Source organism: Streptomyces sp. NPDC001220 (assembly GCF_053597895.1).
Genome location: NZ_JBSFJE010000011.1, coordinates 163,148 through 176,501, shown reverse-complemented (window position 1 = coordinate 176,501; position 13,354 = coordinate 163,148). Strand labels below are relative to the sequence as shown.

General features: G+C 69.9%; 10 protein-coding genes. All 10 read right to left on the bottom strand.

Annotated features, from left to right (window positions below):
- Nucleotides 1–82 precede the first annotated feature (82 nt).
- Nucleotides 83–418: an RNA polymerase-binding protein RbpA gene (locus ACWDGI_RS26195; RefSeq protein ID WP_003976875.1), complete on the bottom strand. Its 336-nt coding sequence runs from the start codon at nt 416–418 to the stop codon at nt 83–85.
- 210 nt (nt 419–628) lie between these two features.
- Nucleotides 629–865: a preprotein translocase subunit SecG gene (gene secG / locus ACWDGI_RS26190; RefSeq protein ID WP_079178834.1), complete on the bottom strand. Its 237-nt coding sequence runs from the start codon at nt 863–865 to the stop codon at nt 629–631.
- A 136-nt stretch (nt 866–1,001) separates the two neighbouring features.
- Nucleotides 1,002–1,778 (bottom strand): triose-phosphate isomerase, encoded by a 777-nt coding sequence (tpiA, locus tag ACWDGI_RS26185; RefSeq protein WP_450762885.1) that lies wholly within the window; start codon nt 1,776–1,778, stop codon nt 1,002–1,004.
- A gap of 5 nt (nt 1,779–1,783) precedes the next feature.
- Nucleotides 1,784–2,995 (bottom strand): phosphoglycerate kinase, encoded by a 1,212-nt coding sequence (locus ACWDGI_RS26180; protein ID WP_450762883.1) that lies wholly within the window; start codon nt 2,993–2,995, stop codon nt 1,784–1,786.
- 151 nt (nt 2,996–3,146) lie between these two features.
- Nucleotides 3,147–4,157, bottom strand: a complete 1,011-nt coding sequence (gene gap / locus ACWDGI_RS26175) for a type I glyceraldehyde-3-phosphate dehydrogenase (RefSeq protein WP_450762881.1) — start codon at nt 4,155–4,157, stop codon at nt 3,147–3,149.
- Nucleotides 4,158–4,431: 274 nt separating this feature from the next.
- Entirely contained in the window at nt 4,432–7,386 is a 2,955-nt protein-coding gene (locus ACWDGI_RS26170) for a M14 family zinc carboxypeptidase (RefSeq protein ID WP_450762879.1), read from the bottom strand.
- Nucleotides 7,387–7,554: 168 nt separating this feature from the next.
- Nucleotides 7,555–8,544 (bottom strand): DNA-binding protein WhiA, encoded by a 990-nt coding sequence (gene whiA / locus ACWDGI_RS26165; RefSeq protein WP_360481844.1) that lies wholly within the window; start codon nt 8,542–8,544, stop codon nt 7,555–7,557.
- Nucleotides 8,535–9,602: a gluconeogenesis factor YvcK family protein gene (locus ACWDGI_RS26160; RefSeq protein WP_450762877.1), complete on the bottom strand. Its 1,068-nt coding sequence runs from the start codon at nt 9,600–9,602 to the stop codon at nt 8,535–8,537. The genes whiA and ACWDGI_RS26160 overlap by 10 nt, the downstream gene beginning before the upstream one ends.
- A complete protein-coding gene (gene rapZ / locus ACWDGI_RS26155; RefSeq protein WP_450762875.1) occupies nt 9,599–10,645 on the bottom strand; it encodes an RNase adapter RapZ in 1,047 nt (348 codons plus the stop codon). The genes ACWDGI_RS26160 and rapZ overlap by 4 nt, the downstream gene beginning before the upstream one ends.
- Entirely contained in the window at nt 10,642–12,996 is a 2,355-nt protein-coding gene (gene uvrC, locus ACWDGI_RS26150) for an excinuclease ABC subunit UvrC (protein ID WP_450762873.1), read from the bottom strand. The genes rapZ and uvrC overlap by 4 nt, the downstream gene beginning before the upstream one ends.
- Nucleotides 12,997–13,354 lie beyond the last annotated feature (358 nt).

Below are 13,354 nucleotides of genomic sequence, written 5' to 3'. Positions count from 1 at the left end.
GGCACCACTGACAACGGCCCGGGTCCCGGCCGCGAAGACAGCTCCGGCCAGGCGCCCTCAGGCACCTGGCCGGCCTCAACTCCTAGATCTCGCCCCGCAGTTTGGCGAGCGCCTCGGCGAGGATCGCCTCGCCGTCCGCGTCGCTGCGCCGCTCCCGTACATACGCGAGGTGCGTCTTGTACGGCTCGGTGCGCGGCGGGTCCGGCGGGTTGTCCCGGTCCTGACCGGCCGGGAAGCCGCAGCGCGGGCAGTCCCAGGTCTCGGGCACCTGCGCGTCGCTGGCGAAGCTGGGCTGCGTCTCGTGCCCGTTGGAGCACCAGAAGGAGATGCGCAGACGCGGCGCGGACTCGCCGCGCTCGGCCTCGCCCATCGGCCCCGCCCCGACCCGGCTACCTCGGATCGCGTTGCCACTTGCCACGGTCGTAACTCCCTGCGTGATGGTGCCGCGAAGCGAGTCGGCGTGTCGCTTCGTTGCGAGCGCCTCAGTCTACGTAAGGCCCAACGCGCGTCCAGTGTTGGGAGTTACCGCCCCCGCACCTAGACGCAAGCCCCATGATAGGCCGCGCTCAGGTGCGCGTACCGAACATGGGGCCTTACGTGCGGATTGTGCGTGTGTGCGAGTCGCGGATCAGCTGTTCGTCTTCATCAGCATGCCGAGGACGATGATGCACGCGAACCACAGCAGACCGATCACCACGGTGATCCGGTCCAGGTTCCGCTCGGCGACCGAGGAGCCGCCGACGGAGGACTGCATGCCGCCACCGAACATGTCGGAGAGGCCGCCGCCCTTGCCCTTGTGCATCAGCACCAGCAGCATCAGCAGCAGGCTGAAGACGATCAGGGCGATCGAGAACCCCAAAACCACGGCTGGACCAACTTCCTCGGATACGGATGGACTGCGGGGCCGAAACCGGGATCGAAGCCCGGAGCGGGCTCCTCGTAACAGTTTCGGCCCCGCAAGGGTACGACGGATCGCCGCTACCGCCTACTCGCAGTTCTGCTCACTGGTCGCGGAAGCGCACGATCTTGACGAATTCGTCGGCGTCCAGCGAGGCGCCGCCGACCAGCGCGCCGTCGATGTCGGCCTGCGCCATGATCTCGGCCACGTTGCCGGCCTTGACGGAGCCGCCGTACTGGATGCGGACCTGGTCGGCCAGCTCCTGGCTGTACAGCTCGGCGACCTTGCCGCGGATCGCGGCGCAGACCTCCTGGGCGTCCCCGGAACCACAGACCTTGCCGGTGCCGATGGCCCAGACGGGCTCGTAGGCGATCACGACCGACTCGGCCTGCTCGGCCGGGACGTCCTTGAGGCCGCCCTCGACCTGGGCGAGGGTGTGGGAGACGTGGTTGCCCGCCTCGCGGACCTCCAGTTCCTCGCCGACGCACAGGATCGGGGTCAGACCGTGCTTGTAGGCGGTCTTGACCTTGGCGTTCACGATCTCGTCGGTCTCGGCGTGGTACTGCCTGCGCTCGGAGTGGCCGATGACCACGTACGTGCACTTCAGCTTGGTCAGCATCGGGCCGGAGATCTCGCCGGTGTAGGCGCCGGAGTCGTGCGCCGAGAGGTCCTGGGCACCGTACTTGATCTTGAGCTTGTCGCCGTCGACCAGGGTCTGCACGGACCGCAGGTCGGTGAAGGGCGGCAGGACGGCGACCTCGACGGCCTCGTAGTCCTTGTCGGCCAGGGCGAAGGCGAGCTTCTGGACGTGCGCGATGGCCTCGAGGTGGTTGAGGTTCATCTTCCAGTTGCCCGCCATGATCGGCGTGCGCGTGCTCATGTGGGTCAGTCCTCCAGTGCGGCGAGGCCGGGGAGCGTCTTGCCCTCGAGGTATTCGAGGGAGGCGCCGCCACCGGTCGAGATGTGTCCGAACGCGTTCTCGTCGAAGCCGAGGATGCGCACGGCGGCTGCGGAGTCACCGCCGCCGACGACGGTGAAGCCCTTGGACTCGACGAGAGCCTGGGCGACCGCCCGGGTGCCCGCGGCGTAGTCGGGGTGCTCGAAGACGCCCATCGGGCCGTTCCAGAAGACGGTGGCGGCGTCGGCGAGCTTCGAGGCGTACAGCTTGGCCGTCTCCGGGCCGATGTCCAGCCCCATCTGGCCGGCCGGCATGGCGTCCGCGGCGACCGTGCTGGGCTGGGACGGGGCCTTGCCCGACAGGTCCGGGAACTCGGGCGCGACCAGCGTGTCGACGGGCAGGACGATCTCCACGCCGGTCTTCTCGGCGCGCTCCAGGTACTCGGTGACGGTGCCGAGCTGGTCCTCCTGGAGGAGGGAGCTGCCGACCTCGTACCCCTTGGCCTTGAGGAAGGTGTAGACCATGCCGCCGCCGATGAGGAGGCGGTCGGCCTTGCCGAGCAGTTCGTCGATGACGGCGAGCTTGTCGGAGACCTTGGCGCCGCCGAGCACCACCACGTAGGGGCGCTGGACGTCCTCGGTGAGCTTCTTCAGGACGCCGACCTCGGTGGCGATCAGGTAGCCGGCGTAGTGCGGCAGCCGGGCCGGGAGGTCGTAGACGGAGGCGTGCTTGCGGTGCACGGCGCCGAAGCCGTCGCCGACGTAGACGTCCGCGAGGGCGGCCAGCTGGTCGGCGAACTCACCGCGCTCGGTGTCGTCCTTGGCGGTCTCGCCGGCGTTGAAGCGCAGGTTCTCGATGACCGCGACCTGGCCGGGCTGCAGGCCGTTCACCGCGTCGTGGGCGGCGGGGCCGACGGTGTCCTGGGCGAAGGCGACCGGGGCGCCGAGGAGTTCGGCGAGCCGCTCGGCGGCCTGGAGCAGGGAGAACTTGGGGTCCGGGGCGCCCTTGGGACGGCCCAGGTGGGAGGCGACGACCACCTTGGCGCCCGCGTCGGCGAGGGCCTTGACGGTGGGCAGGACGGCGCGGATGCGGCCGTCGTCGGTGATGAGGCCGTCGGACATCGGCACGTTGAGGTCGGCGCGGACGAAGACCCGCTTGCCGTCGACCCCTTCGGCGAGGAGTTCGTCGATCGTCTTCATGGTTTGGGGACTCCTACAGGAGGGCTCTTGATCGTACGAGGGCTGATCGAACCGTAGCCGCCGGGTCGATCCATACGTGCGTCAGGGCTCGGGCGGCGCGACCGTGCGCTGCCCGAGCCCTGCTACCGCATCGAGGTGCCTGCTTGGCCGATCAGAGCTGGTTGCCGACGAAGACCGTGAGGTCGACGAGGCGGTTGGAGTAGCCCCACTCGTTGTCGTACCAGCCGAGGATCTTCACCGTGTTGCCCTCCTGGACCATGGTCAGGGAGGAGTCGAAGGTGCAGGAGGCCGGGTCGCCGACGATGTCCGAGGAGACGATCTCGTCCTCGGTGTAGGCCAGGTAGCCGCTCAGGTCGCCGTCCTCGGAGGCCTTCTTGAACGCGGCGTTGACCTCGTCCTTGGTGACCTCGCGCTGCAGCGTCACGACCAGGTCGGTGGCCGAGCCGGTCGGGACCGGGACGCGCATCGCGATGCCGTCGAGCTTGCCCTTGAGCTGCGGCAGGACCAGCGCGGTGGCCTTCGCGGCACCGGTGGTGGTCGGGATGATGTTCTCGGCGGCGGCACGCGCGCGACGCAGGTCCTTGTGCGGGAAGTCCAGGATGCGCTGGTCGTTGGTGTACGCGTGCACCGTCGTCATCAGGCCCTTGACGATGCCGAAGTTCTCGTCGAGGACCTTCGCCATCGGCGCCACACAGTTGGTGGTGCAGGAGGCGTTGGAGATGACGTGGTGGTTCGCCGGGTCGTACTTGTCCTGGTTGACGCCCATCACGATGGTGATGTCCTCGTCCTTGGCCGGAGCCGAGATGAGGACCTTCTTCGCACCACCGGCGATGTGCTTGGCGGCGTCGTCCTTCTTGGTGAAGATGCCGGTCGACTCGATGACGATGTCGACGCCCAGCTCACCCCACGGAATGTCGGAGGGGTTGCGCTCGGACAGGACCTTGATGGTGTGACCGTCGACCGTGATGGTGTCGGCGGTGTGCGAGACCTCGGCCTTGAGACGCCCAAGGATCGTGTCGTACTTGAGCAGGTGGGCGGTGGTCGCGGTGTCACCCAGGTCGTTGACAGCCACGATCTCGATGTCTGCACCCTGCTCCAGCAGCGCGCGGAAGTAGTTGCGACCAATACGGCCGAAGCCGTTGATGCCTACGCGGATCGTCACGAACCGATCTCCTCGTTGGTACGCCGGCCATGCGGTGCCGGCGAGCTGTATTTGGGATGTCCCCGACCACCCACGACCCTACCTCCCTGAGGCTCCCGAGGTGACATCCAGATGCCCCATACACGGCGAGGCGGTCCGTACCCGCCAGTAGGGGTACGGACCGCCCCGGATCGGGGGTCGTATCACGCGGTTTTGTCACGGAATGCCGACCGCGTTTCAGCCCGTTGTCACTCGTTCGTGAGCGGGTCGGCTCACATGTCGAGTGCCGTCGCCGTCAGTTGTCGAGTGCCGTCAACGCCTTCTTCACCAGAGCGGCACGGTCGGCGGCCGAGCTGACCTGTTCCAGGCCGAAACCGAGCAGCACGGTGCGGTCGGTGGTGACGGCTCCGTAGGTCCTGAACAGGGCTCCGGTGCGCTCCCAGTCCTTGAGGACGGCCGGGCTGCCCGCCGGCGGTCCGCTGACGCTCCAGGGGCCGAGGGAGGTTTCGAAGCCCTCGGTCTCGGTGGCCGTGGAGCCGGTCAGGAGCGAGGCGTCGTCGACGAGGACGCCGTGTCCGCCGGTGCTCGGGTCGGTGATGTAGCCGATGGAGACCTCGACGGTCCGCCCGGCGTAGGCGCTCAGGTCGAACTTCACGGACTGCCAGCCCGCCGAACTGCCGGTGAAGCTGTGCCAGGAGCCGCTGGTGCCGCTCGCGGCACACTGGTCGCCGGTGATGGTCAGGTAGTGCTTGAGCCACGGGTGCTCGGCGATCAGGAACCCGGCCCCGCACTCGCTCGGCACGGCGTCGCTGGTGGCACCGCCCGCCTCGGGCAGCGTCGTCCAGTCGTCGGCGCCCACCACGTGCGCCTCGACCACCGCGTGGTCGTAGCCGGGCTCGGTGTCCCAGAGCAGCTTGGCGCTCAGGGCCGGCTGGTCGGCCGCGGTGACACCGGTGAGGTCGATGGTGCGGGTGAGGCGCTTGTAGGCGTCGTCCGTGTGGACCGCGGCGGCCATGTACGACCCCGAGTACGGCCCGTACGGGTTGACGGTCCCGGCGAACTGGCCCGCGCCCGCGCTGGCGAACTGCGGGTAGGTGTCGGCGGCGAGTTCGTCGGAGGTGACGGCGTAGGTCCCGGCCTTGTCGAGCGGGTTGGCGGAGGTGCCGCTGAGCGCGCCACCGGAGCCGTCCAGCGCGCCGGAGCCGGTGAATCCGGTGGCCCCGCTGGTCGAGGTGCGGGAGTAGGCGCCCAGGTAGTACTGGCTGAAGTCGTTCGACGGGGTGCCGTCGCCGAGGTTCACGCTGCCGCCGGCCAGCTCGCCGGCCTCGATCAGCTTGCCGCCCTCGTTGAGGTAGGCGCGCAGCTGGAGCTGGGTGTCGTTGCCGGGGCCGCTCGTGCCCGAGTAGTGCACGACCGTCCTGAAGTGCTTCAGCACGCCGAGCGCGTCGGGCGCGCCCTGGGTGGCGACGTCCCAGACGACCGCCTTGTGTCCGGCCGCCTTCAGCGCGTCGACATAGGTCTGTGCCTGGGTGGCCTTGGCGCCCTCCTCGGCGACCACCAGCGTGTCCGCCTTGGGCCGCTCGGCGACGGTGTACGTGAAGTGCGAGCTGGAGACCTTCTTGCCGCTCCTGGTCTCCCCGGTGAACCACACCTCGACCTTGTCGCCCGGCACGCCGTCCTTCACCTTGGCCCGGTACTCGTCGAAGTAGAGGTTGTCCTCACCGCCGTAGGTCTCGCCGCCCTTCCAGTGCTTGAGCGCCATGTCGTGGGTACGGCCGCGGTTGACGCGGTACTTCAGCTCCTTGTCGCGGATCGCCTTGCGGACGACGACGGAGACCTCCTGGTCGGCGCCGCGCGAGTACGACGTGGAGAACGCGGCCGGGGTGAAGTCGGCGGCGCTCAGGCCGACCGAGGAGACCGGCTGGTCGGGGTGGGCGGCGGTCTCGGCGACAGAGAGCGCGAAGGGGATGTTCTTCGCGAACTCGTCCTGGATCAGCTTCTCGTCGTCCGGGAAGTTGAAGACCGACTGGCAGTCGGCGGCGTTCCAGGCGTCGTTCGGGTCGATGTTCGAGGCCGTCTGGCAGGTCGACATCTCGGGGGTGAACATCGCCATCCCGTTGACGTTCGACGCGTGGCCGTCCGCCTCGCCGTTGGTGGTGTACAGCTCCGAGGAGACCTGCGAGTGGTAGCCGGGGATCGCCGGGTTGTCCGGGGTGCCGGCCAGCGCCTTGTAGAGGACGTCGTCCGGGGTCGGCGTGGCCACCTGCCAGCCGACCCCGTAGAGGAGGAGTTCGGCGGCCGAGTGGTAGTTGATGCCGTACGTGAACCCGACGCGCTTCTCGAAGTCGTCCAGCGCCCTGGTCTCGGGCTCGGACTCGGGGCTCGCGCCGCGGTAGGTCTCGCTGGTGGGGTTGGGGGACGAACCCTCGTCGTCGTAGCCCCACTTGTAGCCGAAGTTCCGGTTGAGGTCGACGCCGTCACCCGTGCTGATGACACCGTCGCCGTTGACGTCCCGCAGGTTCTTGCGCCACAGACGGGTGTCGGAGTTCTGGAAGGTGTAGTCGTAGCCGTCGGGGTTGGCGGACGGCACGAACCACAGTTCGGTCGAGTCGACGATCTTCTTGATGCGCTTGTCGGTGCGGTAGTTGTCCAGGTAGTAGTGCATCAGCCGGCGGGTCATCTCCGGCGTGATCCATTCGCGCGCGTGCTGGTTGGACACATAGAGCACGGCGGGCTTGGAACCGTCCTTGGACTTCTTCGCGCCCTTGGTCAGTTTGAGCGCGAGGATGTCCTGGCCGTTCAGCGTCTTGCCGATGGACTCGACCTTGGTGAGGCCGGGGTTGGCCTGCGCGGTCCGCAGGATCTCCTCCTTGAGCCCGCCGCTGCCGCCGTACGGGCGGAACACGCCCTGGGAGGCGTCCGCGACCCGCGTCTCCGCCTTGGCCGACAGCGTGTGCTCGGTGAGGTCGACACCCTGCTTCTCCAGGGTCCGGGCCTGTCCGTCGGTGAGGTAGACCTCGACTTCGGTCTTGCCGGATCCGGTGACCTGGTCGCCGAGTTCATGGCCGTCCTGGCCGGCCTTGAGCAGCAGGGGAATCTGCTTCTTGGTGACGTCGGCGTGGAAGACCTTGACCTCGTCGGGGTCGGGCTTCGCCGAACCCCCGGTCTGCGCCTGGGCCATGGGCGCGAGTGCGGCTCCGCCGATCAGGAGCGCGCCGACAGCGAGGATCGATCTCGCTCTGTGTCTCATGAACCCCCCTAGCAGTGGTCCGCCACGGCGGCGAACCCCTGCCAGGCTCATGACACTCCATGATCGAGTCAAGGGCGCCTCACAGACAGTTCACGGTGGCTTAAAAGAGACGCAAACACCGGTGCCGACGGCCGAAGAGGTCGTCGGCACCGGTGTACTGACGGTGACTCAGCCTGCGAGGTTGTCGGCCATCTCCTCACTGAGGTTGGCCTCGGTGCCCGGGATGCCCAGGTCGGACGCGCGCTTGTCGGCCATCGCCAGCAGACGGCGGATCCGGCCCGCGACCGCGTCCTTGGTGAGCGGCGGGTCGGCGAGCGCGCCCAGCTCCTCCAGGGAGGCCTGCTTGTGCTCCATCCGCAGCCGGCCGGCCGCCGCGAGGTGCTCGGGCACCTCGTCGGCGAGGATCTCCAGGGCCCGCTGGACCCGGGCACCGGCGGCGACGGCCGCGCGCGCCGAGCGGCGCAGGTTGGCGTCGTCGAAGTTGGCGAGGCGGTTCGCGGTGGCCCGCACCTCGCGGCGCATCCGGCGCTCCTCCCAGGCCAGCACGGACTCGTGCGCGCCGAGCCGGGTCAGCAGCGCGCCGATCGCGTCACCGTCCCGGACGACCACCCGGTCCACGCCGCGCACCTCACGGGCCTTCGCCGCGATGGACAGCCGACGGGCCGCCCCGACCAGGGCGAGCGCGGCCTCCGGGCCGGGGCAGGTCACCTCCAGGGAGGACGAACGGCCGGGCTCGGTCAGCGAGCCGTGCGCGAGGAAGGCGCCGCGCCAGGCCGCCTCCGCGTCGCAGGTCGCCCCGGAGACCACCTGCGGAGGCAGGCCCCGGATCGGGCGGCCGCGCCCGTCCACGAGCCCGGTCTGGCGGGCCAGCTGGTCGCCGCCCGCGACCACGCGCACCACGTAGCGCGAGCCGCGGCGCAGTCCGCCGGGTGCCATCACGATCAGCTCGGAGCTGTGTCCGAAGATCTCCAGGATGTCCCGCTTGAGGCGCCGGGCCGCCATCGCGGTGTCCAGCTCCGCCTCGATCACAATGCGCCCGCTCACCAGGTGGAGGCCGCCCGCGAACCGCAGAATGGCGGAGACCTCGGCCTTCCGGCAGCAGGTCCGGGTGACGGGTAGCCGGGAGATCTCGTCCTTCACCGCTGCCGTCATCGCCATGGGCCGATCCTTCCATGCATCCGAAAAATACGGTCGTACGCGGCGGCCAACAGCTCCGGATCATGCCGGGATGATCCGTCGGTCCGGGCCACGGGGCCCAGCTCGACCGCGGCTCCCAGCCGCTTGGCGGCTTCGGTGAGCGAGTCGCGGTCGGGCACGGCGGCCTCGTCGGCCAGCACCACGTCCAGGGCGAGTTTAGGGGCGTGTCGGCCCAAAACCTCCAAATGACGCTGCGGGGAGAAGCCTTCGGTTTCACCCGGCTGCGGTGCGAGGTTCAGCGACAGGACCTTGCGGGCCTTGGTCTCGGTGAGCGCGTCGAGGAGATCGGGGACCAGCAGGTGCGGGATCACCGAGGAGAACCAGGACCCGGGCCCCAGTACCACCCAGTCCGCGTCCAGGACCGCCGCGACGGCCTCCGGTACGGCCGGCGGGTCGTGCGGCACCAGGTGCACGGACTGCACCTCGCCGGGCGTCAGCGCCACCGTGGCCTGCCCCCGGACGATGTCCACCTCCTCCGGCCGCTCCGGATCATGCCCCTTGACCAGGGCCTGCAGCTCCAGCGGCACGGCGGACATGGGCAGCACCCGCCCGTGCGCGCCGAGCAGCTTGCCGACCAGGTCCAGGGCCTGGACGTGGTCGCCGAGCTGTTCCCACAGGGCGACGATCAGCAGATTGCCGACCGCGTGCTCGTGCAGGTCGCCCTTGGACTGGAAACGGTGCTGGATGACCCGGGCCCAGGTCTGGCCCCAGTCGTCGTCACCGCACAGCGCGGCGAGGGCCTTGCGCAGATCACCCGGAGGAAGCACACCGAGTTCGTCACGAAGGCGCCCGCTGGAGCCGCCGTCGTCGGCCACGGTGACGACGGCGGTGAGGTCGCCGGTGATCCGGCGCAGCGCGGCGAGCGAGGCGGACAGGCCCATGCCGCCACCCAGGGCGACCACCTTGGGCTGGGTACCGCGCCGGCGCGGCCGGGCGCCGCGGGCCTCGACGGGACGGCCCGAGCGGGACTCGGGCACGACCCGGCGCAGCCTGCTCAGCCGTGGAGAGCGTCCGGTCACTCGCGCCCCATGTCCCGGTGCACGACTACGGTCTCCACTCCCTCTGCGGCCAGACGGGCGGCGAGTTTCTCGGAGACGGCGACCGAGCGGTGCTTGCCGCCCGTGCAGCCGATGGCGATGGTCACATAACGCTTGCCCTCGCGCCGGTACCCGGTCGCGATCAGCCGCAGCAGCTCGGCGTACCGGTCGAGGAACTCCTTGGCGCCCGGCTGGTTGAAGACGTACGCCGACACCTCCTCGTTGAGGCCGGTGTACGGGCGCAGCTCCGGCACCCAGTGCGGGTTGGGCAGGAACCGCATGTCGGCGACCAGGTCGGCGTCGACCGGGAGGCCGTACTTGAAGCCGAACGACATCACGGTGGCCCGCAGCTCGGGCTCCTCCTCGCCGGCGAACTGGGCGTCCATCTTGGCGCGCAGCTCGTGCACGTTCAGGCTGGAGGTGTCGATCACCAGGTCCGCGTCGCCGCGCAGCTCGCGCAGCAGCTCCCGCTCGGCGGCGATGCCGTCCACGATCCGGCCGTCGCCCTGCAGGGGGTGCGGGCGCCGCACCGACTCGAAGCGGCGGACCAGCGCGTCGTCCGAGGACTCCAGGAAGACGATCCGGCGGGTGACGCCCCGGCTGTCGAGGTCGGCGAGGGACTCGCGCAGGTTGTCGAAGAAGCGCCGGCCGCGCACGTCGACCACTACCGCGATCCGGGCCACGTTGCCCTGGGAGCGGGCGCCCAGCTCGACCATGGTGGGGATGAGGGCCGGCGGGAGGTTGTCCACGACGAACCAGCCGAGGTCCTCCAGACACTTGGCCGCCGTCGAACGGCCCGCTCCCGACATGCCGGAGATGATCACCAGCTCGGGGATGGCCGCCTCGGGCACCCCGGCCGGAGTGGCATCGGTACTCACTTCTGCTCCGTTTTCCTGGACCGCTTCCGCTTCCGTCTGCTGCGGCTGATCCTGGCCCGCCTCGTTGTGCGTTTCCTTGGGCGCGCCCTGTGTTTCGCTGAACGCCGGATCTCGCCGGGCTGTGGGCTGTGCGTCGCGCTCGGTCATCTCTCCTGCCCCCGATCGTCCGGGGCACCCGCGGGTACGGGCTCCCCCGAGGCGTCCGCCGTCGTCTCGGGCGCCTCGTCTTCCCTGTCATCCATGATCTCTCCGGTCGCCGTGTTCACGGCAGGCGCGGCCGGGGCCGCCTGGGCGAGGGCCACGGCGATGGTCTCGGCCGTCTTGCGGCCTATCCCCGGTACCTCCTGGATCTGCTCGATTGTGGCGGACCGCAGCTTCTTCACCGAGCCGAAATGCTTGATCAACGCCTGTTTGCGGGTCTCGCCGAGGCCCGGCACGTCGTCCAGCGGGCCGGAGCGGAAACGCTTGGCGCGCTTGGTGCGCTGGTAGGTGATGGCGAAGCGGTGCGCCTCGTCGCGGACGCGCTGGAGCAGGTAGAGACCCTCACTGGTGCGGGGCAGGACCACGGGGTCGTCGTCCTCGGGCAGCCAGACCTCTTCGAGGCGCTTGGCGAGACCGCAGACGGCGATGTCGTCGATGCCCAGCTCGTCGAGCGCCCGCTTGGCCGCCGCGACCTGGGGCTGGCCACCGTCGACGACCACGAGCTGGGGCGGATAGGCGAACTTCCTGGGCCGGCCGTCGTCGTCCTTGAACCCGTTGATCGGACCGTTGTCGGCGTCGGCGTCGGCGTCGGCGGCCGTGGGGGTGCCGACGGGGTCGGTGGCCGTGGAGGTGCCGGCGGGGTCGGCGGCCGTTGCCGTGGAGGTGCCGGCGGGGTCGGCGGCGGTGGGGGTGTTGGCGGTCGTGGGGGGACCGGCGGCCAGGGGTGCGCTAGAGGCTGTGGGTGCGCCGCCGGGAGGTGTGGGTGCGCCGGAAGGCGTGGGTGCGCCGAAGGCTGTGAGGGCAGCGGCATCCGTAGGTGCATCGGCGTCCGAGGGTGCGCCGGCGTCCGGGACGGAGCTGTCCGTGCCGTCCTCCTCCACCCACTCGCCGGTCCGCTCCTTCTCGGCGAGGTAGCGGCGGAAGCGGCGGGTGATCACCTCGTGCATGGAGCGCACGTCGTCCTGGCCGGCGAAGCCCTTGATCTGGAAGCGGCGGTACTCGCTCTTGCGCTGCAGACCGTCCTCGAAGACGACCATGGAGGCCACGACGTCGTCGCCCTGGAGGTGCGAGATGTCGTAGCACTCGATGCGCAGCGGAGCGCTGTCCAGGTCCAGGGCGTCGGCGATCTCCTCCAGGGCCCGGGAACGGGTGGTGAGATCGGAGGCACGCTTCGTCTTGTGCAGGGCGAGCGCCTGCTGGGCGTTGCGCTGCACGGTCTCCATCAGGGCCTTCTTGTCGCCGCGCTGCGGGATGCGCAGCGAGACGTTCGACCCGCGGCGGCCGGCGAGCCACTCCTGGACCGGCTCGACCGGCTCGGGCAGGGCCGGGACCAGCACCTCCTTGGGGACGGCGTCCCCGGTCTCCTCGCCGTAGAGCTGCTGGAGGGCGTGCTCGACGAGCGCCCCGGTCGTGACGTCCTCCACCTTGTCGGTCACCCAGCCACGCTGACCGCGCACGCGCCCGCCGCGCACGTGGAAGATCTGGAGGGCCGCCTCCAGCTCGTCCTCGGCGACCGCGATCAGGTCGGCGTCGGTCGCGTCGGCGAGCACGACCGCGCTCTTCTCCATGGCCTTCTTCAGGGCCTCGATGTCGTCGCGCAGGCGGGCGGCCCGCTCGTACTCCATCTCCTCGGCGGCCTCCATCATCTGCTTCTCCAGACGGCGGAGGTAGGTGCCGGTGCGGCCGGCCATGAAGTCGCAGAACTCCTCGGCCAGGTCGCGGTGGTCCTCCGGGGAGATCCGGTCGACGCAGGGGGCGGAGCACTTGCCGATGTAGCCGAGCAGGCAGGGGCGGCCGGTGCGGGTGGCGTTCTTGAACACCCCGGCGGAGCAGGTGCGCACCGGGAACACGCGCAGCAGCAGGTCGACGGTGTCCCGGATCGCCCACGCGTGGCCGTACGGCCCGAAGTAGCGGACACCCTTCTTCTTGTGACCGCGCATCACCTGGACGCGCGGAAACTCCTCGTTCATCGTCACCGCGAGGTAGGGGTAGCTCTTGTCGTCGCGGTACTTGACGTTGAACCGGGGGTCGTACTCCTTGATCCAGGAGTACTCCAGCTGAAGCGCCTCGACCTCCGTGGACACCACGGTCCACTCCACGGACGCGGCGGTGGTGACCATCGTCCGGGTGCGCGGGTGCAGGCCCGCCAGGTCCTGGAAGTAGTTCGCCAGGCGCTGGCGCAGGCTCTTCGCCTTTCCGACGTAGATCACCCGGCGGTGCTCGTCGCGGAACCTGTACACCCCGGGAGAGTCCGGGATCTGTCCCGGCTTGGGGCGGTAGCTGGAGGGGTCGGCCATGTCTCACACCCTACTGGCGCGCACCGACACCGCGACGAGCCTGTGGACAACCCCGACGGGCCGGTGGGACCGGCGGTCCCGTCCAGCCGGCGGGACTGAGGGATGGCTCGGACCGGCGGGATGGATCGGACCGGCCGGACCAGCCGGACCAGCCGGACCAGCCGGACCAGCCGGACCAGCCGGACCAGTTTGGATTGGCCGGACCAGCTTGGATGGCCGGACCGGCTGAGATCGATCGACCGGTGTGCAGCCCCGTCGCCGCGCCCCCGTCGCCGCGCCCCCGTCGCCGTGCGGCTCTCCGCTCCTCAGAGCGCGGCCCCCGCGCTTGCTGGCGGGGCCAGACCAGCCCGCCCCGGAG

Excerpts from the sequence above, each read along its gene's own strand:
- ACWDGI_RS26180 (WP_450762883.1), bottom strand. The coding sequence starts at position 2,995 with ATGAAGACGATCGACGAACTCCTCGCCGAAGGGGTCGACGGCAAGCGG.
- uvrC (WP_450762873.1), bottom strand. The coding sequence starts at position 12,996 with ATGGCCGACCCCTCCAGCTACCGCCCCAAGCCGGGACAGATCCCGGAC.
- rapZ (WP_450762875.1), bottom strand. The coding sequence starts at position 10,645 with ATGACCGAGCGCGACGCACAGCCCACAGCCCGGCGAGATCCGGCGTTC.
- whiA (WP_360481844.1), bottom strand. The coding sequence starts at position 8,544 with ATGGCGATGACGGCAGCGGTGAAGGACGAGATCTCCCGGCTACCCGTC.
- tpiA (WP_450762885.1), bottom strand. The coding sequence starts at position 1,778 with ATGAGCACGCGCACGCCGATCATGGCGGGCAACTGGAAGATGAACCTC.
- ACWDGI_RS26170 (WP_450762879.1), bottom strand. The coding sequence starts at position 7,386 with ATGAGACACAGAGCGAGATCGATCCTCGCTGTCGGCGCGCTCCTGATC.